Source organism: Geoglobus acetivorans (genome assembly GCF_000789255.1).
GTDB classification, from domain to species: domain Archaea; phylum Halobacteriota; class Archaeoglobi; order Archaeoglobales; family Archaeoglobaceae; genus Geoglobus; species Geoglobus acetivorans_B.
In genome coordinates this window covers 1-22,821 of the sequence record NZ_CP009552.1, presented here as the reverse complement: position 1 = coordinate 22,821, position 22,821 = coordinate 1, and the positions used below count along the sequence as shown (strand labels likewise).

The 22,821-nt window shown below is 45.7% G+C and carries 25 protein-coding genes; 2 read left to right on the top strand and 23 right to left on the bottom strand.

Translation table 11 applies throughout. The annotated features are described in order from the left end of the window. Positions 1-13: 13 nt before the first annotated feature. Genes psmA through GACE_RS00100 form a run of 5 tightly spaced genes read right to left on the bottom strand, consistent with a single transcriptional unit; the run spans position 14 to position 2,688 of the window. The gene (psmA, locus tag GACE_RS00120) at positions 14-754 is read right to left on the bottom strand and encodes an archaeal proteasome endopeptidase complex subunit alpha (protein ID WP_048090160.1); all 741 of its coding nucleotides are present in this window, start codon (positions 752-754) and stop codon (positions 14-16) included. After that, on the bottom strand, positions 729-1,085 hold the full coding sequence (locus tag GACE_RS00115; RefSeq protein ID WP_048090158.1) for an Rpp14/Pop5 family protein: 357 nt from the start codon (positions 1,083-1,085) through the stop codon (positions 729-731). Before GACE_RS00115 ends, psmA begins: the two co-directional genes overlap by 26 nt. Next, positions 1,082-1,660: an RNase P subunit p30 family protein gene (locus GACE_RS00110; RefSeq protein WP_048090156.1), complete on the bottom strand. Its 579-nt coding sequence runs from the start codon at positions 1,658-1,660 to the stop codon at positions 1,082-1,084. The genes GACE_RS00115 and GACE_RS00110 overlap by 4 nt, the downstream gene beginning before the upstream one ends. Beyond that, complete coding sequence (locus GACE_RS00105; RefSeq protein WP_048090155.1) at positions 1,653-2,090, bottom strand: RNA-binding domain-containing protein; 438 nt, start codon at positions 2,088-2,090, stop codon at positions 1,653-1,655. Before GACE_RS00105 ends, GACE_RS00110 begins: the two co-directional genes overlap by 8 nt. A gap of 16 nt (positions 2,091-2,106) precedes the next feature. Further along, positions 2,107-2,688, bottom strand: coding sequence for a 50S ribosomal protein L15e (locus GACE_RS00100; RefSeq protein WP_048090154.1), 582 nt, complete (start codon positions 2,686-2,688; stop codon positions 2,107-2,109). Between the two features lie 154 nt (positions 2,689-2,842). Here GACE_RS00100 and GACE_RS00095 point away from each other — a divergent pair, with 154 nt between their 5' ends. Next, positions 2,843-3,196, top strand: a complete 354-nt coding sequence (locus tag GACE_RS00095) for a YlbF family regulator (RefSeq protein WP_048090153.1) — start codon at positions 2,843-2,845, stop codon at positions 3,194-3,196. 23 nt (positions 3,197-3,219) lie between these two features. Here GACE_RS00095 and GACE_RS00090 read toward each other — a convergent pair whose 3' ends face one another. Genes GACE_RS00090 through GACE_RS00080 form a run of 3 tightly spaced genes read right to left on the bottom strand, consistent with a single transcriptional unit; the run spans position 3,220 to position 7,690 of the window. Beyond that, positions 3,220-5,547, bottom strand: coding sequence for an ABC transporter permease (locus GACE_RS00090; protein ID WP_048090152.1), 2,328 nt, complete (start codon positions 5,545-5,547; stop codon positions 3,220-3,222). Then, positions 5,541-6,242 carry an ABC transporter ATP-binding protein gene (locus tag GACE_RS00085; RefSeq protein WP_048090151.1) on the bottom strand — a complete coding sequence of 234 codons (702 nt, stop codon included), beginning with the start codon at positions 6,240-6,242 and terminating at the stop codon, positions 5,541-5,543. Before GACE_RS00085 ends, GACE_RS00090 begins: the two co-directional genes overlap by 7 nt. Beyond that, on the bottom strand, positions 6,239-7,690 hold the full coding sequence (locus tag GACE_RS00080) for a COG1361 S-layer family protein (RefSeq protein WP_148305880.1): 1,452 nt from the start codon (positions 7,688-7,690) through the stop codon (positions 6,239-6,241). The genes GACE_RS00085 and GACE_RS00080 overlap by 4 nt, the downstream gene beginning before the upstream one ends. An 80-nt stretch (positions 7,691-7,770) precedes the next feature. On the opposite strand from GACE_RS00080, the gene GACE_RS00075 reads away from it, so the two are divergent. Continuing rightward, the gene (locus tag GACE_RS00075) at positions 7,771-8,514 is read left to right on the top strand and encodes a Nif3-like dinuclear metal center hexameric protein (RefSeq protein ID WP_048090147.1); all 744 of its coding nucleotides are present in this window, start codon (positions 7,771-7,773) and stop codon (positions 8,512-8,514) included. A 109-nt stretch (positions 8,515-8,623) separates the two neighbouring features. Here GACE_RS00075 and GACE_RS00070 read toward each other — a convergent pair whose 3' ends face one another. The 15 genes from GACE_RS00070 to GACE_RS11820 form a co-directional block, all read right to left on the bottom strand. Next, on the bottom strand, positions 8,624-9,709 hold the full coding sequence (locus GACE_RS00070; RefSeq protein WP_048090144.1) for a Coenzyme F420 hydrogenase/dehydrogenase, beta subunit C-terminal domain: 1,086 nt from the start codon (positions 9,707-9,709) through the stop codon (positions 8,624-8,626). Next, positions 9,709-10,452 carry a 4Fe-4S binding protein gene (locus tag GACE_RS00065; protein ID WP_048090143.1) on the bottom strand — a complete coding sequence of 248 codons (744 nt, stop codon included), beginning with the start codon at positions 10,450-10,452 and terminating at the stop codon, positions 9,709-9,711. The genes GACE_RS00070 and GACE_RS00065 overlap by 1 nt, the downstream gene beginning before the upstream one ends. After that, positions 10,446-11,549, bottom strand: coding sequence for an NADH-quinone oxidoreductase subunit NuoH (nuoH, locus tag GACE_RS00060; protein WP_048090141.1), 1,104 nt, complete (start codon positions 11,547-11,549; stop codon positions 10,446-10,448). Before nuoH ends, GACE_RS00065 begins: the two co-directional genes overlap by 7 nt. An 11-nt stretch (positions 11,550-11,560) precedes the next feature. Next, positions 11,561-12,796 (bottom strand): NADH-quinone oxidoreductase subunit D, encoded by a 1,236-nt coding sequence (locus GACE_RS00055; RefSeq protein ID WP_048090139.1) that lies wholly within the window; start codon positions 12,794-12,796, stop codon positions 11,561-11,563. A gap of 1 nt (position 12,797) precedes the next feature. Continuing rightward, positions 12,798-13,877 (bottom strand): NADH-quinone oxidoreductase subunit NuoB, encoded by a 1,080-nt coding sequence (nuoB, locus tag GACE_RS00050; protein WP_052400310.1) that lies wholly within the window; start codon positions 13,875-13,877, stop codon positions 12,798-12,800. Then, entirely contained in the window at positions 13,870-14,232 is a 363-nt protein-coding gene (ndhC, locus tag GACE_RS00045; protein WP_052400152.1) for an NADH-quinone oxidoreductase subunit A, read from the bottom strand. Before ndhC ends, nuoB begins: the two co-directional genes overlap by 8 nt. A 1-nt stretch (position 14,233) precedes the next feature. After that, a complete protein-coding gene (locus GACE_RS00040) occupies positions 14,234-15,457 on the bottom strand; it encodes a proton-conducting transporter transmembrane domain-containing protein (protein ID WP_048090136.1) in 1,224 nt (407 codons plus the stop codon). A gap of 1 nt (position 15,458) precedes the next feature. Continuing rightward, a complete protein-coding gene (locus tag GACE_RS00035; protein WP_048090134.1) occupies positions 15,459-17,381 on the bottom strand; it encodes an NADH-quinone oxidoreductase subunit 5 family protein in 1,923 nt (640 codons plus the stop codon). Then, positions 17,381-18,811, bottom strand: coding sequence for a complex I subunit 5 family protein (locus GACE_RS00030; RefSeq protein ID WP_048090133.1), 1,431 nt, complete (start codon positions 18,809-18,811; stop codon positions 17,381-17,383). Before GACE_RS00030 ends, GACE_RS00035 begins: the two co-directional genes overlap by 1 nt. After that, positions 18,808-19,107 carry an NADH-quinone oxidoreductase subunit K gene (locus GACE_RS00025; protein ID WP_048090132.1) on the bottom strand — a complete coding sequence of 100 codons (300 nt, stop codon included), beginning with the start codon at positions 19,105-19,107 and terminating at the stop codon, positions 18,808-18,810. The genes GACE_RS00030 and GACE_RS00025 overlap by 4 nt, the downstream gene beginning before the upstream one ends. Continuing rightward, positions 19,104-19,556, bottom strand: coding sequence for an NADH-quinone oxidoreductase subunit J (locus tag GACE_RS11085; RefSeq protein ID WP_052400151.1), 453 nt, complete (start codon positions 19,554-19,556; stop codon positions 19,104-19,106). Before GACE_RS11085 ends, GACE_RS00025 begins: the two co-directional genes overlap by 4 nt. A gap of 154 nt (positions 19,557-19,710) precedes the next feature. Then, complete coding sequence (locus GACE_RS00015; RefSeq protein ID WP_048090131.1) at positions 19,711-20,871, bottom strand: TIGR04053 family radical SAM/SPASM domain-containing protein; 1,161 nt, start codon at positions 20,869-20,871, stop codon at positions 19,711-19,713. Positions 20,872-20,876: 5 nt separating this feature from the next. After that, entirely contained in the window at positions 20,877-22,094 is a 1,218-nt protein-coding gene (locus GACE_RS00010) for a M20 family metallo-hydrolase (RefSeq protein ID WP_048090129.1), read from the bottom strand. After that, positions 22,084-22,554 (bottom strand): hypothetical protein, encoded by a 471-nt coding sequence (locus GACE_RS00005; protein ID WP_048090127.1) that lies wholly within the window; start codon positions 22,552-22,554, stop codon positions 22,084-22,086. The genes GACE_RS00010 and GACE_RS00005 overlap by 11 nt, the downstream gene beginning before the upstream one ends. A 76-nt stretch (positions 22,555-22,630) precedes the next feature. Further along, the gene (locus tag GACE_RS11820; RefSeq protein ID WP_318249225.1) at positions 22,631-22,765 is read right to left on the bottom strand and encodes a hypothetical protein; all 135 of its coding nucleotides are present in this window, start codon (positions 22,763-22,765) and stop codon (positions 22,631-22,633) included. Between the last annotated feature and the right edge of the window lie 56 nt (positions 22,766-22,821).

Sequence of the window (22,821 nt, the reverse complement as noted above, 5' to 3'; positions counted from 1 at the left end):
GCCGGAGCCCCCTTTACTTGCCGAGCTCCTCGCCGATTATCTGGTTTGCCTTTTCAATGTAGCTCCCGAGTTCCTCATACGTCAGAAGTTTGAATTCCTTATCGTCGACCCTTACGGTTCCCACCTCGATTCCCTCAGCGTCAAGCTCGCTGTTTATGGCCTTGCCCATCGCCACCAGACCGAGAAGGATTGCATCATCCAGAGACATGTCCTCACGGTATTCCTTCTCAAAATACTCCATAACCTCATTTCTTCCCGAACCGATTGCGGTGGCCTTATACTCTAACAAAGCACCACTTGGGTCAGTCTCAAAAAGCTTGGGTTCATCGTCAACACCGGCTATCAGAAGAGAGACACCAAAAGGCCTGACTCCACCATACTGAGTGTACTGCTGCTTGAAATCGCAGATTTTTCTTGCAAGCTCTTTCACACCGATTGGCTCATCATAGGTGAGCTTGTTAATCTGAGCCTCGAGCCTCGCTCTTGCTATAAGCACTCTTGCATCTGCAACCAGTCCGGAAGTTGCAGCACAGATGTGAGAATCGATCCTGTAAATTTTTTCAATTGTATCCGCCTCGAGCAACCTGCTACCCACTCTCCGATCCGCCAGAACAACTACTCCTTCCTTTGTTTTAATTCCGATTGCGGTTGCCCCCCTTTTCACAGCCTCTCTTGCATATTCAACCTGATACAATCTACCATCTGGGCTGAAAATCGTTATCGCCCGGTCATATCCCATTTGCGGAATCTGCATTTCTTAACACCTCCAGATATTTTCTTCTACAGCTTTTAATTGTCCCTGCGACACCTAATATCAGCGGGATTACTTTTTTACCATTTATTTCCTCAATCAGCGTTAGGGTTATTTTTATTTTATCCACTTCACTATGCTCGCACATTACCATTCCAGCTTCACCGTCGAACTCAATCAAACGGAGTTTTGGGGCATTCAATTCCCCAAACAGCTGGATCGTGGTATTTTTCAGCACATCTGAAACTTCAGATTTTTCTATATTTCCAGTTCCAATAAATCTGAAAGCAATATATCTTTTTCTCTTCCTGAGTGAGGGGGGTAGTGCTTTCATAGGATTTCAACTCCATCCATAATGTAACTGTCGTCGTATAGCCTTCTGTACAGCCTTTCCGCCCAGAATTTTGCCCTTTCCACATCTGCCCCGAGAAAATCAAACACATGATAAATCTGAGACATTTTCCGCATGCTGTAAATATTCTCCGCACCGCTTGTAAGTATAAAGGGTGTGTCGAATTTGTTTATAACTCTGAACATCGTCCTCAGCTCATCCAGATAACCCACTCTTCGCCATCCTTCAAAACTCATGAGCGTTGAAAGAGATATCTCAACGAGAACATCTTTCTCTCTTGCAAGCTTAAAAGTTGGATAATCAAGCTTTCTGCCCGGAAAATCCAGCAGAACATCCACCTTCTTTCGCATCACCGCATACCTGTTAACATCAACCCTCTCACTCATAACGCCTATTAATCCATCCACACCCCTTAGCTTCCCTCTCAGCTCTTTTGTGGAAGATGCATAAATCATGCAGCCCTGATAATTGCTTTCAGTCTCTTCTCCAAAAACAACATATGTTTTAAACCCGAAATCCACATTTCCCTTATAATCAAACCTTATGAAGTCAATCATAACCTTCAGAGATTATCTTCCTTGCGAAATCAATAATTTTTTCCCTTCTTGCTGGAAACGTAACGAGTTTTGCTCTGACAAGTATTGAGTCCCCACCAAAATCAAGCTCAACGTTTCCAAGATACACAGATTGTTTGTTGAGCCTTATGTGAAACACACCTTCCTCATCGACAACATCTTCAATGAATTCCACAAGAACTTCCCTCTGATCTCCAAGACGGTCAACGAGATTGTTCCAGAATTCCTTTATCTCCCTTTTTCTTTTCAGCTCCACCTCAAGAAACTCCAGAGGGTTTCCAAAGTGTCCGGTTGCCCTGCTCACAAGGATTTCAAACTCAAATGGAATGAGGTTGGATAAGGCCTGAGAAACCTTATCTGGATCCTCCGTAGAATAAACAATCGCTGAAAGAACGATATTGTCAATTTTCATAAAAATAGATTGGGAATCAATCTTTTCTTCTGAAATTGGCCCGGTAGCTTGGTCTGACCTTCTCAGCTCCCCTGCCTTTCTTCCTCAGACCTCTTGATTTCCTCCCCGCAGAGGTTAGCCCCCTGAAAACCCTGCCCTTCTGATTCGCCACTCCGGAAAGTTGCGGATCACTCAGAACAGCTGGATGTGCTCTGTCAACGAGAATTACCTCAAACCACTTGTATCTGCCGTCCTCTCCAACCCAGTAGGAGTTGAGCACTTCCATATTTGGATACTTCCTTGCTGCCCTTTCCTCAGCAATCCACTGGAGATTCTTCTTGGGCGTCAGTCTGCTTACCATGAGGTTCTTTGTCTTCCTGCCTTTGTTAGGCCTGCTTATTCTCCTTCCACCTCTCCTAATCCTGACTCTCACTACTACAACTCCCTTCTTGGCCTTGTATCCAAGGGCTCTTGCTCTGTCAAGTCTCGTGGGTCTCTCGACCCTGACTATGGCTGGCTCTCTTCTCCACTTCTGCAATCTCTCCCACATCAGCTGGCCAACATAGCCATCCCAGGGTCTTTTCCATGCATCCCTTATGTACGCGTAAGCTGATTTCATTTTTAACCCTCCATTAGCGTGATTAAGCGAGCTTTTCTAAATGGCTTAATAAATATATCGGAGAACACAGCGTATCCACAACCTCATGCCAAGATAACAGCGAAACATTAAAATAGTTTGTAAGGCAAGCGGGGAAGAAAGGAAGGTGAAATAAATGAATGACGTAATTAGAGATAGGGCAATAGCCCTTGCAAAATCTATATCCGAGAGCGAGGAATATAGGGAATTTATTGCCACAGAAGAAGTTTTAAAGCAGGATGAAGTTGCTCAGAATCTTCTGATAGAATTTCAGGAAAAGCAGCAGGAATTCCTCTCAAAACAGCTCATGGGAGAAGTAGATGAGGCTTTACTGAACTCCCTGACCGAAATTCAGGGAAAGTTGAACGAGCTTGAGAGTGTCAGGAACTTTATGGACTCCTACAACAGACTGGTAAGTTTGCTCGGGGAAGTAGGAGACCTGATAAGCCAGGAACTGGACTTCGACTTTGGTGAAGCTTACAGAACCTGAGCTTTTTTAAATTTTGATTTATTTCAACCAACAAACTCGCTTGCAATTTTCTGAATATCCATTTTCCTGATATACCTGAATGCAGGAACCATTGACAGCAATATGACCATCAGAACAAAGATCACGGAGATCGCATAACTTCCAAGAGAAATCCTCATCGGGATCAGATACAGCTCGCTTTCAAATGACTCAAAGAATTTTCCAGCCACATAGTAACCAGCAGGAATGCCAAGAACTATACCTGCAAATCCCATTAAAACGACCTCCAGTACCAGAGTCTTGAAGATTTCTCCATCCGTAAATCCCAGCATCTTAAGGGTTGCTATTTCGACCCTTCGTTCCATAACACTTATAGTTACGGTGTTGAAGATTGCCGAAAAACCAATGGACCCACCAAAAATAAGTGCAAAACCCGTAAAAGCATACATCAGACCCATAACCTGATCAATGTAATCCTTCAGTTCATCCACTGAATCTATCCTGACTCCTTCAAGTTCTGAAATACGTGTTTTCCCTTCATTCACCATGCCATCTCTGAATTTTACTGCAATTGTGTTGAATTTCTGTCCAGAAATTCTCGAAAAATAGTCAATGTCTGAATACATTGCAGGAATCATTGGCTGATCATAGATCTCCGACACCCTAACCTTTATTTTTCCAAATTCGGGGGAAGTCAGGTAAACTACCTCACCCGGAGAAATTCTGAGCTCCCTGGCAATTATTTCTGGCAAAACAACACCATCTGATGGAGGTAACCTCCGCCGCCCCTCCATATCAAATATATTGATAAGATTCTGGTCAGCAGGCAGAGCATAAAGAACAGTCGCTTTCCTTTTACCATCCTTCTCTATAACAACTCCTGCTTCAATGAATTTTATGGCTTCCTCAACCTCTTCCATTTTCTTTATCCTGTCGTAAATCTCCTCGCTGCCTGTTTTCACCTTTACGTTGTAGGTTGTGATTTCATTAAACTGTGTGTCAAGAACATAATTGGTCGCATCAACAAACGAAAGAGATACAAGGAGTAGCACGACACTCGACATTACTGCAAAAATAGAGTAAACAGTCCTCCGGGGAGTTCTGAACATATTTCGGACTGCAAACTTTGTGAGAAGCGATGCTCTCGAAAAAATTGCAAAGAGTTTTTCAGCCCTGATGCCTTCAGATTTGACCTCTATGCCCCTCAGTGCTGAAGCCGGCTCGACCTTCGCCGCAGTCAATGCAGTCAATATACCTGCAAATGCTGGGACGCCCATACCCATAACAAAAGAGAACATGATGACATCAGGATAAATTCCCACTATAGAATACGGGATGTTGAGATAACCCACATAAACATCAGTTATTACGGAAGATAGCACAAAGCCCAGTACAATTCCTCCAGCAGTTCCCACAATTCCTGAGATTACTGAGTGAAGGGAATAGTGAACAAGTATCTCTGTCTTAGTATATCCAGTGGCTCTCAAAACTGCTATAACTCTTCTCTGTTCTCTGACAAGACGGGACATCAGTATGTAAATCATCATGGCAGAGATGAGATAAAAAAGAGCGGGGAACATTACTGCCATCTCCCTGAATCCATCGAGATCCATTTTTAGCGCCCGATAGCTTGGCTGATCTTCTCTTTTGTAAATTGTGATCAGATTGTCCTTGCCAATCACATCCGAAACTCTGTTTATGACCCCTTCCACCCTGCTTTTATCAACCACAGTTATGTGAATTTCCGTTGGTGGCAATTCCTTCCCAAGCGCTTTTTCAAGTGTTCTGTGGTTGACAAAAACAACACCATAGTTCTCAGGGGTTGTGATCCAGCTCCCGGACTCAAATATCCAGAGAAATTCGGGAGAATAGACTATCCCAGAAACCGTAAATTTTACCTTCTTTCCATCCACAGTTGCCTCAATAACTTCACCGGGTTTTATCCCGTGAAAGTCTGCAAAATTCTTCAGCAGCAGAATTGCGTTTTCGCCCTTGTCCGGAAACCTGCCCTCCACAAGGTACAGTCTGTTAACTGCCATTTTATCAGGCATTGTAACGATTCTTAGAGTGATTTCTCTGTTTTCTCTTTCGTAAACGCCATACAGCGTCGTCCTTATGACAAAGTCCTTTATTCCATCTATTCTCTTGACCTTCTCAAGCTTTTCCTGACTGATTGGAAGGAACGTGGCAGAAAGGTCCTCAAAATCCATTTCGTTATAAAAATGATGGTAAGTGGTGCTCAAATTCAGATAGGCCATGTAAAATGCTGAGAAAAGCCCAACTCCTGCCACGATCAGAAAGATAATTGCCAGAAACTGATATTTCTGAGCCTTTATGTCCCTAAATACCTTCAGATGTAGAATCGCTACCATTCAAGCTCCTCCGGTTCAAGCGGAGATTCGTTTATTTTAATGTCAGCAACCTTCCCATCTCTAAGCCTTACGATTTTGTCAGCCATTTCTCCTATGACTGAATTGTGCGTAACAAGGATGAACGTTATCTTGCTTTCCCTGTTTATGTCCCTCATAACCCTCAAAACCCGCTTTCCCGTTTCAAGATCAAGACTTCCGGTGGGTTCGTCTGCAAGAATGAGTGGCGGATTTTTTACAAGCGCCCTTGCTATTGCAACCCTCTGCTGCTCGCCACCGCTAAGCTCGGAGGGAAAATGACTGGCTCGATCCCCAAGCCCCACAAACTCCAGAACCTCATCGACGTCTCTGGAATTATCAACAAGTTCCTGAGCAATCATAACATTTTCTCTCGCTGTCAGGGTTGGAAGAAGGTTGAAAAACTGAAAAACAAAACCCACATTCTTCCTTCTGTGGAGAGTGAGTTCCCGGTCATCGAGTTTCGAGATATCCCTACCCCTGAAATACACCTTCCCCTTCGTGGGCAGATCTATCCCGCCAATTATATTCAGCAGGGTCGTTTTCCCCGAACCTGAAGGTCCAAGAATGACAACAAACTCACCTTCACCCACCTCGAGGGTGGCTCCCCTCAAAGCATGAACCTCTACTCTGTCCATCCTGTAGGTTTTCCAGACATCCTCGAGAGAGATCAGACTCATTTTTTGCTTCTCCTCCAGAGGAGTGTGGCAGCAATGACCAAAATAACAGCCAGAACTCCAGCATAAAGTGCGCCCATGCTTTCTGTCGAGTAAACATGCAGGGTGAATGTCCTTTCAACTTCGTGCCGTTCATACCTGGAATCCAGATACGATATTTTTGCCCTGATAATATAGTCTCCAGGATTTTCGGGAGCCTTGAGGTCAAATGATGCAGTTGCTGAGTCTCCACCTTCAATGGTCCCGGTGAAATACTGATTTCGTCCCTCGAATCCATCAGGAAGTTCCAGTTCTATGCTGACGGCTTTTGCAGTTTGCTGCCCAACGTTTTCGAGCTGGAAGGAAAGTGTGAATTCCGAACCCGTAAGAGGTCTCTCAGAGAAGTAAATTCCAGAAATTTCAAGGTCTATATCCCCAAAGTCGTTAACAAAAATACTGAATTCGAATTCCTTTACTTCGCCTAAGCTGTCAGAATACACCGAAAGTTTGAACGGATATGTTCCGCTTTCAACATCCTTGCTGACCTTAATCCTGAAGTTTACCGTTTTTGCAGTCCCGGACTCGATGTCTCCTGCAAATCCTTCAGTCTCACCCGAGAAGCCAGCCGGATATGAGAGCACAGCTCTGACATTTTCTGCTTTTCCTTTTCCGGAATTCTGGATTGTCACAGAAAGGGTGAAGCTATCTCCGGGATATATGCTGTCAGGGTTCGTGGATATGTCAGAGATGATTACTGCCGGTTTTGCTTCAACCCTGACTGAAAACGAGTAGTTTTCAGAGTATGGATTCCCGAAGGTGTCTTCAAACCTCAGGGAAAGAGTCATCGGATATATGTCGGGCTTCAGAGACTGTACTGCGCTCAGATTGAACATCAGATTGAAAGCCTCCCCCTTATCGACCGCATCCTTCTCAATTTTTCCAGAAGAAATTATGCCTTTCGGCGTTACAAGCTCGGCCACAAGGTTCCTGGCTTTTCCCCCACTGTTCAATATGCTGAAGGACACGTTTGACTGGGACCCCGGAAACAGCTCGGGGATGGTGTACTGAGACACCCTGAACGAAGGCTTCTCGAGAACTCGAATTGATAGTACCTCTTCAAAGCTTTTTGTCCCGTAGTCGTAGACAACCTTGACCCTGAGGTTGTAAACTCCGCCAGAGTGGGCGATTAGATTTATTGAAGTTTTTGCGTTCCCGTAAACGTCTCCAACATCTCTGGTAAGCCTGGATACTTCCTCTCCATCCTTGAGAATCGCAAGATTTTCCTCCTGTTCCATGAAAGTTATTTTCAAATCTCTCAAAACCGACCCCTGAGAGGATACAAAAACGCCAATGGTAAAGACGTCGCCGGGGTGTGGAGTTGAAGGATTGACCGTGTAGTCGACCGAGACTGCCCCAGCATCTGTAACCAGAGCGAGCATAATTGCAGTTAGTATAAAAATAACCTTTCTCACATTATCACCCCGTTTTTTTATCGTGATGGATGCAAAAAAATCTTTCGATAATGTTTTTAAATTGCTGACAGTCTCTACCTATGGATCTCAAACTTATCGAAGGATTTCTTGATGAGTACCTCAAAGTTCATGACTTCCCTGACGCAAGTACGAACGGATTGCAGGTTGAAGGCAGCCATGACGTCGAAAAAATTGCATTTGCTGTGGATGCCTCGATGCAGAGCTTCACCTATGCTCTCGAATGCGAGGCAGAGATGCTCATTGTGCACCACGGCATAATCTGGAACGGAGTCGACAGGGTTACCGGACTGATGAAGGAGAGGCTGAAGTTTCTGCTGGAAAACGAGCTCTCTCTTTACGCAGCACACATACCACTTGATGCCCATCCAGAAATCGGGAACAATGCAATGATCCTCAGATACATCGGCATCGAGCCCGAAGACAGATTTGGAGATTATAAAGGCACGAAAATAGGTTATGCAGGCTATGCAAATTCCGAATTTGAAGAGATACTTGAGATCCTCGAAGACCGGTTTGGCGAAGTGGGATACATGAAATTCGGCGACGATTACGTGGAAAAAATAGCCGTGATTTCCGGGAGAGGTGCAGGATACATTGAGGAAGCGAAAAAAGAAGGTGTAGATTTACTGATCACGGGAGAAATCGAGCATACTGCATATCACGCTGCAAAAGATTGTGCAATGAATATCATATATCTCGGCCACTACAACAGCGAAACCCCCGGAGTGAAGGCGTTGATGAACGTCGCTGGGGACAAGCTGGGAGTAGATGTTGAGTTTCTGGATATTCCCACAGACCTCTGAAAGAAGAGTGTGATTGACGGCTTGCCGACGGCGTTTCATCGCATAGCGACTGCTGACTCCAGCCGCAACGGCGGGTTAACATGATTGATTAAGAAAAAGAATAAAAAATTTACTGGGTGCTTTCAGAGTTTTCAGGCTCTTCTTCCTTTGGAGGATATGGGTGAATCTTGACCTTGAAATCGCACAGTCTCTGAACTATTTTCATCTTCGCCTTTCCTGTTTCCACATAGCCCTTCTCAACCATGTAATCAAAAATTTTCTTTGCGTTCTCCTGTCTGATCAGAACCGTCGAAAATCCCGGATCGCTGCCCACACTTCCGATGCTGACATCTGCTTCCACAGCAGAAAAATCCTGGCACACATGACATCCGTCAGGAACGATCTCCTCCATCTCCTTAACCGGTATGGTGAATTCTGAACCATCCCTGAAGGTAACAATGAAGTTACCCTTGGTTATGTCAGTCTTCACGGCATTCTTCAAATCAGCACCTCTCTCTTTCAGATAGTCGTAAAGCTGGTGCCAGTAAAAGTTTTCAGTGCAGAACAGACCAACAGCGAGTCTGACCTTCTTCCTGTAGAGTGGAATTTTCTGCTGAAGCTTCCTGATGCCTGAAATCATGCATGGTGTCCCAACAAAACCAATGCTTTCATATCTCTTGATAATTCTGTGAAGCTCTGGCATGACGGGAGCATAGCTGTACTTCGTTCCCGTGATTCTGGTATTCAGAAGTTCATCGGAACTCCTGACGTGAACTATGTATGGCCGGAACATTTCATCTCTCGCAACAAACAGTGCAACTTCTATCTCCCCCATTTCGAGGGCTGTGGCCATGAACTCTGTGACCATGGCTCCGTCCTGGCCGATGAATCTCTTTGATTTCCCGGCAGTAGCTTCAATATACTCTCCAACTCCGTTTAACGGAGAGTAATTATATCTCGGACAAACCGCGACACATACTCCGCATCCCATGCAACCCTTCTTCGGGTCAAAGTCCACCGGTCTGTCCTCGAGAATGATCAGATCCACCGGACAAACAGTACATGTCCCGCAGTGACTGCATATTCCCGCCTCAACAACCCTCTCCTTGAGCAGCCTCCAGCTGCTCGCCCTCTCAGGCTTTTCTGCATACCTGAGGCACGGCAGATCCTCAAGTTCCTTGACTTCGATGGATACCCAGTTCTTTGGCACAGGCATTATTCCTCACCTCCCCTCACGGGCGTAAGCACAAGCACTTCTGTTGGACATATCCTCGCACATATTCCGCATCCAGTGCATTTCTCAAAATCCGTTTCCAAGGTAACCTTGTTGCCCTCCAATTTCGACTTTATCGCATCAACAGGACAGGAGAACATGCAGAGTCTGCATCCAATGCAGTTTTCTGGATACAGTGGAGCAGCTTTAAAGTCCGGTTTATCTGGACGGTCAAACTCAACTGTAAGTTCCTCAAACTCTTTTCGCTTTATCAGCTTGATATCCCCATCGAAATCGTACTCGACGGTTGCTTTGTCCTCCCTCTCAACCTCAGGAACGTGCTCCATCTGTCTGGCGGTAACCAGCATCGACTCAACATCCTTGAACGCAACATCATGAATCTTGGATGGCCTCAGAGCTGCAGTCGGACATGAGTCCACACAGAAGTGACAGAGTATGCACTTTGCATAATCCACACCCGGATAGTATCTGCCTTCCTCGTTAGGGTACATCTGAATGGCGTTAGCAGGACAGATGTGTGCGCATCTGAAACAGCTTATGCAGTCTTCCTTCTCAAAAAGGATTATTCCTCTAAAGTGCTCAGGAAGTTTTCTCCTCTCATGAGGATAGCTTATCGTTATCGTTCCGGGATTGATTGCCTCTTTCGTAACTTCAGTAATCGCCCTCAAATGTCCAACTGCACTCCGAATAATGCTTTTTTCCGGTGCCTTTACTCGCTTCACCATGCGGCCCACCCCGCTGAAATTACAAGACTGATTAACGAGAGGCAGAACAGAACACTCCATCCCAGCCTCAGGGTCTGATCAATCCTGTATCTTGCGTATATCGATCTCGCAAGAGCAATCACGCTCACAATAACGAACGTCTTTATGTAGAACCAGAGAACGTAAGAGAACTCCCCCAGAGGCGCTATATATGGTCCATTCCACCCTCCAAAGAAGAGCAGAGTCATGAGCATCGAGAGTATGTAAACCTTCTCGTATGGCAGAGTCATTGTAAGACCGAAGAAGATGCCAGAATACTCAACGTAAGGCCCAAAAGCTACCTCCTGGTCAGCCTCTGCAATATCAAACGGAAGTCTGCCCGTTGCAATGAGAGTGGTTATGAAGAACACCAGGAACGCTATCGGATTCAGAAATACTCCCGGAATGGTTTGCCTTGCAACTATCTCAAAGGGATTGGCAGTCTGATAAACGAGAACCATCGAGGCAACTGCAAGAATGAAGGGAATTTCGTAGGCAAAGTAAATGAATGCCTCTCTGACAGTTCCAATGAAGGCAAATTTGTTGTTGGATGCCCACCCCATACCCATTATAAAGACAGGAATGAGTGATACAAGAGCGACAGCCGCGAAGAGGGCGTACGATGTATCAATACCATATGAGCCGCCGGCAGGTATGAAAAGTATGGGGAGCAGAACCGGCAGGAAAGACAGCAGTGGGAACTGTGCAAAGTAGAATTTGTTGGCACCCTTGTGTATGATTACCTCCTGGAAGAAGTATCTCATACCGTCTGCGAGCGTCTGAATCAACCCTCCTGTTCTCCTGGACACTTCTTTTGGTCCAATTCTCCACTGAACTCTTGCCGTAAGCTTTCTCTCAAAGTAAACAATCCACAGAAGCACAAGCGTTATGCCGATAAGCCCGGGGAAGAAGACCATGTGAAATATGGGCTTCCACAGGAGGAACGCCACCAGCAGATTAACCAGAGGTATATTCATCAGCTTATCGACAATCGGCTGTATTGCTGGAATGTGTATCATCTCTGAAGTGAACACGCTCAGGATCCTATCAAGCAGTACGAATATCACGTCAGATTCCATATCTTACCACCTCACCTGTCAGCTTCAGGAGGGAAATATCCAAAGCTGCCATAAATCGCCTGCAAATCTGCAAGCCTGTGACCCTTACAGGCTTCCATGAATCCCTTTAGGTACATCCAGCTCGGAGTCACCACTCTAACCCTGTACGGAGTCGTCGATTCACCATCGCTCACAATGGAGAACAGCAGTGTACCCCTTGCAGATTCAGTCAGGGTTGTGTATTCTCCCTCAGGAAGCACAATGTTCGAATATGCTTCGAAAAAGCTGCCCCTAATATCCTTTTTATTGAATGCCACAATATCGTCGCTCAATACATCTCCCTCAGGAATGTTATCGACGAGCTGCCTTATCATGCGAATGCTCTGAGCGATTTCTTCAGCTCTCACGAGAAGTCTCGTGTATCCATCACCATCTTCTCCGACCACCATATCCCAGTCTATTTCCTCATAGGCTTCATACGGATCAATTTTTCTGACATCGTATTCGACTCCAGAAGCTCGAATGAATGGTCCTACAAGTCCGTACTTTACCGCATCCTCTCTGTTCAGCACACCGACTTCCCTCAGCCTTGCAATCGTTGTTGGATTTCTGATGAACACTCTCTCGAATTTCTTTATTCTGTGCTCAAGGGCATAGGTCATCCTCTTTATGACATCCAGTGTTTTCCCGTCAACGTCCCTTCTCACACCACCCGGCACGATGAAGGAACCTGTAATCCTCGTTCCAGTAATTCTCGTAAATATTTCAACTATGAACTCTCTCATTGCAAAGGGCCACATGAAACCGGTTGTATGGCCAATGAACACGGAAAGAATGCCTGCATCATAGAGGTGCGTTCCGATTCTTCCAAGCTCAGCGAGGATGGTTCTGATGTACTTGGCCCTTTCCGGAACCTCAATTCCCAGAGCATCTTCAATTGCTCTGACATAACCGAGGTTGTAATTTCCAAAATCGATTATTGAAGGCCTCTCAAAGAGAGGGATGTTCTGGACGTAGAGCTTTGTTTCTGCAAGCTTTTCCATGGATCTGTGGACATAGCCAGGATCCGGAATGACCTCCACAATGAAATCCCCTTTTACCCTCACAATAAGCCTCATGTGTCCGCTTCCACCATGCTGGGGCCCTACAAAGACCACAAAGTCATCACTTTTGTAAGCATCCTCAAGAAATTCCTTTGAAACCGGGACGAAATAAGACTGATATTCCTGAGGAGGTTCAACGGCAAGGTCAAGCGCATACTCTTTCATCTCACTCACCCCCTATGTAAACATCATCCTGAAGCTTGAAGTCTTTTCTGAGTGGTGTTTCCGGAGTGTCTGGAGCCAGAAGGAACTTCCTGCCCATCCAGGGATTTCCTTCAAACCACACTCCAAAGAGGTCGTGTAGCTCTCGTTCAAGATAATCCGCGGCAGGCCATACCTCAATCAAACTCGGGAAAACCGGATCGTTTCTGTCAATTTCAGAAATCATTGTAACGAGCAGTGTGGTGAATTCAGGATTGAGATAACTCGATGCAACATATTCTACAATGAACTTACCTTCATGAGGGACATCGATCACATTAACGGATTTGATGTGGTCAAAACCCGCTTCAAGTAATTTTCTGGCAGCTTCAACAAAATTATCTCTGTTAACTCTAACAGCCACTCTGTTCCTGCCGGTTATTGTGATCCTATCGCCAAGCTCCCCCAACACCTCTGAAAGCTTTGCAACGATTTCCTTTCCTTCGGGCCATCCGTCCTCTCTCGGCACATCAACGACAACAGACGGGTTGCTTGCCACATATTTTGGAGGAGGAGGTACTTTTTTCGGCCTCTTCTTTTTCTTACCCTCTTCAACAGCTTCCCTTACAGTGGGATAAACTATTGTGTTTCTCGGCTCACCCGTATCAATTTCATTCTGCAACGCTCTGAAACATCTGAGCAGGGACTCTGGAGTTGGGGGGCAGCCGGGCGCATAGTATTTCACAGGAACGACTTCAAAAGGCTTTACCATGTTGTATCCGTTCCAGAAGAGGCCGCCCTTGATACCGCAGACGCCCATAACAATCACAAACTTTGGATCTGGCATCTGCTCATACGTTATCTTCAGAGCTCTCGCCATCTTTCTCGTTATCGCACCTTCCACCACAATGCAGTTCGTCTGTCTGGCCATTCCAAAGTTCAGCACTCCAAGCCTCTCACCATCATAACCGCTCGCAAACGCATGGGCCAGCTCTACACCACAGCAAGCGGTAACGAGGTGAGTTGGCCATATGCTGTACTTGGTACCCCATTTCTTGAGCGGTGCAAGTGGACCCTTATGAAGGAACTCAATCATTTCATCCATACACATCCCTCCTGTGGGAAGCCTCATCAGCTAACCTATATGCAAAGTAAAATGCAGGAAGCATTGCCACGAGCGCTATGGCGAGGAATTTCAGGTAATCAAGACCCGGAAACATTGCAAACAGCAGTATCAGAACAACGACAGGCTCGAAAGCCATGAAAAGCACAAGAAAACCAAAATACTGCATTGGAAGAGTGTATTTTGGAAATCCAACAGATATGTTTCCAGACTCCCAGCGCTCATACTTCAGAGGAGTGGGGTTTTTCTTCGGGAGTAGGTTAGCAAGCAGATACACTGCCACATCCACAATGAAGCTGACCACCACAACAAATGCGACGACAATGACTTCCTCCATTTCAGACACCTCCGATTGCAAGATAGCTCATGAGCAGCTTGCTCGACTCGATTATCCAGTTGGGCGGAACAACCGTCAGCAACATCAGTACCGCAGTCAGTGTGATCAGATACGCCGCTACTTTCCGGTAGCCCTTCGTTCCCTCAAAAGTTTTCATCAGTCTGACATAATACGGGACAGACATGGCCGAATTCAAAACGAGCAGCACAGCAACCCATATGAAGTTCGCATAAACCAGTGAAGAAAGGATGTACAGCTTGCTCCAGAATCCCATCAGAGGCGGCAGGCCTATGAAGGATAGAGCCAGCACGTATGTTTCTACAGTTGGCATGGCTTTCTCCTTAATTCCAATGAAAAAGCCAATCTTACCAAGTGAGTTTGTGAGAAGCTGAAGCATTGCTCCTGCAAACGCCAGATAGATGAACTCTTCCTTTACGGCCACAATCAGAGCTGCGATTATATAACCCATATTTGCAACTGTGGAGTATGCAAGAATCCTCGCAGGTTTCTGGCTGGTCAATGCACCAATATTGCCCACCAGCATAGAGACGACCGCAAGAATACTTCCGATCAGCGTTATGACCTCATCACCCATGTGGGTGGATGACACGATCTTGAATGCAACCACAAAGGGAACGAACTTTGCAATGCTCGCTATAACAGAGACGGGGATTGGATCGGCTGTGTCAAAAACATCCGGAACCCATTCATGGAAGGGGCCGGCTCCAACCTCTATTGCGAGTCCAACGATAAGCATTGTAAATCCTATGTAGTAAAGGGCGAGACTCGAAGTTGCGCTTGCATGAACCATCAAAACTGCTCCGATCAGGAAAAGAACTGTTGCAATTACCATGAAGGTCATGTACTTTATACCCACCTCGACCCTCATTCCGGTATCACTGGCCATCACCATCATGTACGTGGGAACACTCGCCACCACAAACATACCGAGGAGGAACGCGAGACTCTGAGAGTAGAATGCGTACACTGTTGCAACAAAGATCAATCCGACAAGTGTGTAATCCACTCCCCTCAAAAAGCCCTTCATCAGATCAAGGGAAGCAAGATTAATTATTGCAATGACCAGGATCATGAGCAGAAGTGGATTGTTGACGGCCGTCAGTAGAGCTGCTATCAGCGCTCCAGCAAGTCCGATGTACTTGTTTTTCATTGACAGGGCTCCTGAAACCGCGAGAATTAATAGCGAGTAAATGACAAACTCCATTTTACCACCACCCCGTTATTGAAACTATCAGCAAGACAGCCAGTACCAAGCTCACAACTATCTTAGCATACCTTTCAAGACTTCCATTTTGAATCACTCTTATACCGTATGAGAACGCCTCAAACAGCCCCGGAATGAAGCTGTGAGCTATGAAGTCAAGAGTCCTGTTGAACACATCCACAACCTGTGCAATTAACCAGCCGATTCTTGGCACTATATAGTCGTTCAGGGCCATCATGTAGAACCTATCATAGAAAACCTGTCCAACTGGTGAGTAGTATTCTGGCTTCATGAAACCTATCGTATATGTCGTGAGAACCAGCAGTCCAACGGCAAAAGATGTCGTGGCTAAGCCAGCAGGAACAAACTCCGCCGCATTACTGTCCAATCCATAAAAGATTGCGGCAAGAAGAACGAGAAGCATGGAAACCATTGCAGTGTATGCAGTCGTCATCACCCTCCCACCATGCAGGTGCAGGTGTACCTTCCTACCCTTCCAGAAGTTGAGAGCGAAGAACTTGGCTAAGAACGCTGCATAAATTGCAGATATTGTTATCAGCAAGACAAGGGGAATAAAACCAAACTCATGGTTAAGTTCGTGCAGCACCTCATCCATTCCCGACTTCACCCAGTATGCGGTGAGCGGAGGTATGCCTGCGAGAGTTACGGTCGCAAAGAGGGTTACAATGCCTGTAACCTTCATCTTGCTGAAAACTTCCCTATCACCACACAGGAATCTGTCATGAGTTTCATGGATTATGTGTCCGGCGACAAGGAACAGAGTGGCTTTTGCAAAGGCATGGGTGATGAGATACCAGAACGCAACGATTATTGCAAACTCGCCAACCCACATGCTGGATGCTGCTGCAGCAAACATCAATCCAAGACTCGACATTGTTGAGGCAGCGAGAAGCACCTTCCTTTCCCGGCTCGCGAGAGCAACCAGCGCACCGTAAAGGCTGCTTATAAGCCCAAGGAAGAGAACAAAAGCATACACATACTCAAGCCCCTCAGCATGCTGTGTCCATGGCTGAATGTACCAGCTTATCCTCATGAACAGGTAAGTTCCGGCAGCGACCATTGTTGCGGAGTGGAGCAATGCCGAAACGGTTGTTGGACCGGTCATGGCAGTCATCAACCATTCGCTGAACGGAAGCTGTGCAGATTTTGTGAATGGACCCATGAGGAACGCTACCAGCAATACCACAGTTCCCAAAGTTCCGATATGCTCGAACAGACCACCCCAGTTGATCTGTGAAATGTCAAGGGTCCCGGTCAGAGCGAAAATTGCCGCCACTGCAAAAAACATGGGCATATCCCCAACTCTGATCGTCGATATGGCCCTCCATCCACCCGTGCTTGGGCTCCAGAACATTTTGAGGGGTCCAACAACCCTGTTGAGCACACCGACATAGCTGATTTCATCATCATCTCTGAACCAGTGGCCAATAAGACCCCATGATGCAATGCCCAGTCCTTCCCAGCCAATGAGCAGCATGAACAGGTTATCACTGTAAACTACAAGCAGCATGCTTGCCGTGAAAAGGTTGAAGAAGAACCAGTACCATCCAAGCCTGTAGTCCTCCTTCATGTATTCTGTACCATATACTCCGATCACAAAGGCGATAAAGCCCGTCAGAGCGCCCATGTATTTGCTGAGATAATCCACAACAAAGGTGAAGTTTATACCCAGAGCAGTAAGCCAGGGATAAACATACCTTCCTTCTTCGACTCTGAAGAGAATAAAAAGAGTGATCAGGAATGACACGAACAGTCCAAAGACGCTGAGATACGGCAGTTTTCTGGCAAATTCATCCTGTCTCTTCGGCCATATCAGTGCTATAGGGAAGCTTGCAAGTATGGGTGTGAAGAACAAAGCAAGCCAGATCACTGGACTCAGCTCGAGCTCCATCAGCGCTTCCATCAGATTCCACCTCCCAGGAATGTTAATATCGCATCAACAAACCATGTGGCAAGTGGGGGCAGGATGAAGAGGAACGAAATCGCACCTATGAGGTAGAGGGGCGTGTCAAGCAACCTGTTCACCTTCACTTTATCATAATCTCTGACCTTGCCGTAGTAAATCCGCTTCATTGTGTAGAAGCTGTAAAGCCCGGAAATTATGAAGACGAAGACCACGAGGAGCATGGTATCGAGAGACAGTCCATAGGTGTCAACCAGTCCCTTAAGAATAAAGAACTCGCCAATCATTCCTATGGTAAGGATACCACTCAGATTCATGAAGCCAATCAGAGCGGCATTTGCAATGGTTGGAACCTGCTCGTGCAATCCGCTCATCTTATCGAGGTCTCTCAGGCCATGATATGTTGCTATGATTGCCCCAGCACTCATGAAGAGTATTGACTTGCCGAAAGCGTGGCTGATGTACTGAATGATAACTCCAACAATTCCAGCAGTTCCGAGTGAAAATGCAATTAGAATGTAACCCATCTGGGATATCGTCGAGTACGCCAACAGCCTTTTATGATCAGTCTGCTTGAACACGCCAAAGCCAGCCACAATGCTTGTAATGACACCATATATGAAAATCTCCCACCTGTAAGTCAGAATGAAGGAAGGATCGATCAGGTAGATTCTGAGAAGAATATAAGCTGCAAGACCGACCGTGAGAGGACTCAGAAGAGCGCTGACAGGAGTGGGTGCCTCAGCATGAGCCCAGGGCAGCCATACATGCGGGCCCAGCCCAGGAAGCTTCACCATCATGCCGATGAAAATCAGGGTCCACGCAAGCATGCTCACTCCGGCGATGCTGTCCAGCGCGAGTGTTTTGTTTTCAAAACCTATCAGCAGAATTCCCACCAGCGCGAGAACTCCAGCTATGTTGGTCCATACAAAGTAAAGAATCGCCACCCACACCCTGTTTCCATAGCCATAGTAGTAGATCAGGAGGAACGATGCAATAAGAGAAATTTCAAGGAAGATGTAGAGCAGAATGAGATTTCCGGCATATACCAGCCAGAGCATTGATGCAGCATACAGGTTATAGAGGAACCAGTATTTCCTGAATTCCACATCGGAGTTGAGACCCATCTCCTCGAACCTGTGTTTCATATACGGATATGAATACAGAGCAACCATTGCAGAAACGAAAGCTATAGTGAACCCGAAGGCATGACTTATTGCATCACCAAGCAGGTATATCTTTCCAATCGGTTCAAGCGCATTGAATAGCGGTAGAGTAAAGCTGCTTTTCGTTACGAAATCCGAAAGTATGAATAGGAAGGACAGAATGAAGGCAATGGAGGACAGGTACGATGCACCCTTCCCCCTTATGAATGGCGCAGCAACTATCGCCACAAGCGGAATCAAAAATGCATACAGTGCAAGACTCATAGCTCATCCCCTCCTGTAGTTATCACATCCACTGTCGTTTTTCTGAACTTCCTGTCGAGGAATATTATTGCCGAGATCATAATCAGCAATTCTCCTGCGCTCGTAAAGACCGTTATCAGCGTAATGGCATTGCCCTCAGCTATCAGAGAAGGGTTGGTGAAGAGAGGCACAACTGACAGAAATACTGCCGAGAACATCAGCTCGAGAGATATCAGAAGTCTGATAACATCCTTTGCAGATGTGGCAATCAGATACCCGATTACGAGCAGCCCGACAGACGTTGCGGTTTCAATCATGCGCTATCCCTCCTCAGCATGCTTATTGCAGAGAGCATGAGTAGAGCCGTCAGAACGATCAGAAATGCAACAAGAACAGAATAATCCGTGAGCATCTTATCAAACGCATCTGAAAACTCTCCTGCCATAAATGTATTCAGTCCAACCGTCACAGCGAGAATTACCGCAATAACCTCACCAACGACAAGCCACCGTTCATCGACCTTCCTCGGGTTGACAAAACGGTATGTTGCTGCAAGAGCCACAGTAACAATACCCACGGCACCAATGAATATGAAAGCAATCAGGACGAAAACCGAATAGATACCATGGAAGGCATATATTGCACCTACGGCCAGCATCGTTGCAGACATGAATAGTGCTGAATAGAAGTTATCGCGAGTGATCCATGCGCCCAGTGCGAAGATTAAGGCAATCACTGAGAGCAAAAGGACGATAACCGCTTCCATACCCCAGCCATTAAGACCATGATTAATAAGTTTTGCTAAATTTATCGACCGGATTTATTATAATTTAAAATCGTGATATTTTTGGGGCATGGTATTAAAAACAGAAAAAATTCAAAAAGCCAATAAAAGAGAAAAATCAGCAAAAAATGAGCAGTCACATTATTACTTCTGTCCCTTTAGGCCTGTAAACGCATCTTGGCTCTGCTGCAAGATAATCGCCAGTCATCGCATATGCTCTGGCTCTGCTACCACCACAGATGTGCCTGAATTCACATTTTCCGCACTTGCCTCTGAGATTATCCGGGTTTTTCAGGCTGACAAATATGTCTGAATTTCCGTAAATATCTTTCAGACTTCTCGTCCTGACATTCCCCGCAACCAGCGGAAGGAAGCCGCTCGGATAAACCTCCCCAACATGACTGATGAAGAACATCCCTCTCCCGTCGGTTATGCCCATCATTCTCCTGATGCCGTCCCTTGCCATGCTCCTACCATGCGCCCCGGAAACTATCTCTTTGGAGCTTCCTTCAGGCATATCTCTCAGAGACTCTGCAAGCCTGTGGTAAAGCTCCCCATGAGGCAAATCATAGGTTCCGCTGTCCCTCATGTACTCAATTCTCCTCAAGTGTGTGGCTGCAGAGCTTTTAACGTTGAGAGGTGTTTCCTTAGATAAATCGTACAGCCAGTTGAGAATGTCCTCAAATTCCTGTGAAGTTGGCATGTACTCGGCCTTTGCCCTTCCGGTAGGCACAACAAAGAACACATCCCAGAGAGCGATTTCGTTCTCAATCCCGATTTTCGCTATATTCGGCAGATCGGCCATGTTAAAATTCGTCACAGTTGTATTGATCTGCCGGGATATTTCAAGCTCCCTGGCCATCTCAAGAATCTCCAGACTTGTTTCAAACGTTCCACCAACACCCCTGAAATGATCATGTATCTCGGGATTGCTGCCATCGAGACTTATTGCTATTCTGGAGATGCCTGCATCCTTTAGCTTCCCAAGTCTTTCTTTCGTAGCAAGCTTTGTTCCACTGAAAGCTATTGCTGCTCTGATACCGCTGGAAGTTGCATATTCAACAATATCAAAGACATCTTCCCTCATCAGAGGATCTCCACCTGTAAAAACGACGAGCGGATATGGTCTGCCAAACTCCTTTATCTGCTCGATTACACCAAAAGCCTCATCGGTCGTAAGCTCGTCTGGATTTCTCTTCCTTATCGCTCTGGCTCTGCAGTGTCTGCAAGCAAGCATGCAGGCTCTCGTTAATTCCCAGAAGATTATGAATGGTTTTTCTCTGATATCATAAAACAATCACATCACCTCTCAAAAGCAAGATATGCAAAAACCTTGGCATCCTCAATTATATTCGAAATCCTGGCATATTCGTTCGGCTGATGTGCTGTCTCATCACTCGTGTTCCACACTGCAGTTTCAAAGCCAGCTCTCCTGAAGAACGATGCACAGGTATTCCCTCCAATACCTATCGCTCTTGCTTTGATTCCCCTAACATCCATTATCGCTTTTTTGAGCTTTGAAACAATCTCAGCATCCTCATTTGTAGGTGGTGACCACGATTTCTGAACAACTTCCATTCTGCAGTCGTACCCATCTTCACTCCTCTTTCTCTCGAAATAGTTTTCCAGAAACTCAATTACTTCATCAACGTCGTAATCCGGCAGAATCCTGCAATCCATGTAACTCACATCCAGTCCTGGTATGGTGTTCACGTTATCAACATTTTTCTCCCTTCGGGTGGGTTCAAAAGTGGAATAGGGCGGCTCAAATAATTCATTTCTGTAATCGTATTTTTTATGGAGAAGCTCATCCAGTTCCAGCAGCATCTTCATGGCTCTTCTGCTTGCGTTAAATGACGTGTCTGGTCTTGAGGCGTGTCCCTGTTTACCAAATATTTCAAACTTGAGCCAGAGAATCGTTTTCTCAGCCACTTCTATCAGAGAGCCATCAGGACTGCCAGCATCAGGAACGACAAAAAGATCATTTCTTCCAAAAACCCCTTCTTTAATCAGGTGCTGAATACCATAATCACTGCCGGTCTCTTCATCCGAAACAAAAACCATCCCGAAACTGATGTCAGGCTCATTTTCTGCAAGAAACATTCCTGCAAGCAGAGTTGAAACTATTGCCTGGCCATTATCCTCAGCACCCCTGCCATAAATCCTGTCTCCCTCCACTCTGGCTTTGAAGGGATTGCTTTCCCATAGAGAGAGATCGCCCTCAGGGACAACATCAAGGTGAGTTACAACCCAAAGAGTTCTGCTGCTCTTGCCCTTTATTTTCGCCACAATGTTAGGCCTCAATCCGTTTTTTGCCCTTTCATCTTCAGCATCATATCTCCTGACTTCATCTGCAAAATCCAGCAGCCCTTCAACATACTCTGCCTTGTCCCATTCACCATTGCCACCATTTTCGGGAGATAGTGCTTTGATTTCAATTAACCTCGAGAGAGTATTTATGACAAAATCCCTTTTCGAATCGAGAGAATTAAGTGAATCAACCAAACTGCTACTGGGCATTTATGATCTCCTCAATTCTCTTTCTCAGTTCTTCAACTCTTTCGATTACCTCCCTATCATCGCTCTCAACTCTCTCAAGTTCGGCTTTCAGGGGCAAGAGGATTCTCAGGGCTTTTTCACCCCTGTGACCGTCGAGACTCATGAAAACATCTTCGATAATTTTCAATCTTTTTCTTGCAACAAAATCTCTGTTGAGTAAACCCTTCAGCTGAATCAAAAGCTCTGCAACTTTTTTGCCATCATCCGTCAGCTTTACCTTTCTGATCCTACCCTCGAACTCGCTTTCCACAAGTGCATTATCTTCAAAAATTCCCAGAACCTTGGAAATGTAGCTGTAAGGCGAGCCAACCTCTCTGGATATACTGAGCGGGTAAGCCAGTTCTCCGTTTTTCTCCGCCTCGTAGATCTTCACTATGATGTCCACAGCCTTCTCGTGCAGAAACAGTCTCTCAACACTCATGTCCAATCCCTCTCACACTCAGACCCGATAATGAATTTATAATTTATCCTCACCAATGTATCCTTTTCAGATGTTATCAGGATGAAAGCTGAATATATGCAAAGATTAGCAAGCTTAAGAGTATTGATATGACAAACATTATATCAAATTCATCGATACTTCGCTCACCGTTATCTAAGCTCAGGTCGTTAAAATCATCCTTGAAGTCCATAAACATTCTAAGCTACTAAGATATATGATAAATTTTTCCCCCAAACAGCAAGATTG

Coding starts and splice junctions, on each gene's coding strand:
- psmA (WP_048090160.1), bottom strand. CDS start 754: ATGCAGATTCCGCAAATGGGATATGACCGGGCGATAACGATTTTCAGC.
- GACE_RS00115 (WP_048090158.1), bottom strand. CDS start 1,085: ATGAAAGCACTACCCCCCTCACTCAGGAAGAGAAAAAGATATATTGCT.
- GACE_RS00110 (WP_048090156.1), bottom strand. CDS start 1,660: ATGATTGACTTCATAAGGTTTGATTATAAGGGAAATGTGGATTTCGGG.
- GACE_RS00105 (WP_048090155.1), bottom strand. CDS start 2,090: ATGAAAATTGACAATATCGTTCTTTCAGCGATTGTTTATTCTACGGAG.
- GACE_RS00100 (WP_048090154.1), bottom strand. CDS start 2,688: ATGAAATCAGCTTACGCGTACATAAGGGATGCATGGAAAAGACCCTGG.
- GACE_RS00095 (WP_048090153.1), top strand. CDS start 2,843: ATGAATGACGTAATTAGAGATAGGGCAATAGCCCTTGCAAAATCTATA.
- GACE_RS00090 (WP_048090152.1), bottom strand. CDS start 5,547: ATGGTAGCGATTCTACATCTGAAGGTATTTAGGGACATAAAGGCTCAG.
- GACE_RS00085 (WP_048090151.1), bottom strand. CDS start 6,242: ATGAGTCTGATCTCTCTCGAGGATGTCTGGAAAACCTACAGGATGGAC.
- GACE_RS00075 (WP_048090147.1), top strand. CDS start 7,771: ATGGATCTCAAACTTATCGAAGGATTTCTTGATGAGTACCTCAAAGTT.
- GACE_RS00070 (WP_048090144.1), bottom strand. CDS start 9,709: ATGCCTGTGCCAAAGAACTGGGTATCCATCGAAGTCAAGGAACTTGAG.
- GACE_RS00065 (WP_048090143.1), bottom strand. CDS start 10,452: ATGGTGAAGCGAGTAAAGGCACCGGAAAAAAGCATTATTCGGAGTGCA.
- nuoH (WP_048090141.1), bottom strand. CDS start 11,549: ATGGAATCTGACGTGATATTCGTACTGCTTGATAGGATCCTGAGCGTG.
- GACE_RS00055 (WP_048090139.1), bottom strand. CDS start 12,796: ATGAAAGAGTATGCGCTTGACCTTGCCGTTGAACCTCCTCAGGAATAT.
- nuoB (WP_052400310.1), bottom strand. CDS start 13,877: ATGGATGAAATGATTGAGTTCCTTCATAAGGGTCCACTTGCACCGCTC.
- ndhC (WP_052400152.1), bottom strand. CDS start 14,232: ATGGAGGAAGTCATTGTCGTCGCATTTGTTGTGGTGGTCAGCTTCATT.
- GACE_RS00040 (WP_048090136.1), bottom strand. CDS start 15,457: ATGGAGTTTGTCATTTACTCGCTATTAATTCTCGCGGTTTCAGGAGCC.
- GACE_RS00035 (WP_048090134.1), bottom strand. CDS start 17,381: ATGGAAGCGCTGATGGAGCTCGAGCTGAGTCCAGTGATCTGGCTTGCT.
- GACE_RS00030 (WP_048090133.1), bottom strand. CDS start 18,811: ATGAGTCTTGCACTGTATGCATTTTTGATTCCGCTTGTGGCGATAGTT.
- GACE_RS00025 (WP_048090132.1), bottom strand. CDS start 19,107: ATGATTGAAACCGCAACGTCTGTCGGGCTGCTCGTAATCGGGTATCTG.
- GACE_RS11085 (WP_052400151.1), bottom strand. CDS start 19,556: ATGGAAGCGGTTATCGTCCTTTTGCTCTCAGTGATTGCCTTAATCTTC.
- GACE_RS00010 (WP_048090129.1), bottom strand. CDS start 22,094: ATGCCCAGTAGCAGTTTGGTTGATTCACTTAATTCTCTCGATTCGAAA.
- GACE_RS00005 (WP_048090127.1), bottom strand. CDS start 22,554: ATGAGTGTTGAGAGACTGTTTCTGCACGAGAAGGCTGTGGACATCATA.
- GACE_RS11820 (WP_318249225.1), bottom strand. CDS start 22,765: ATGGACTTCAAGGATGATTTTAACGACCTGAGCTTAGATAACGGTGAG.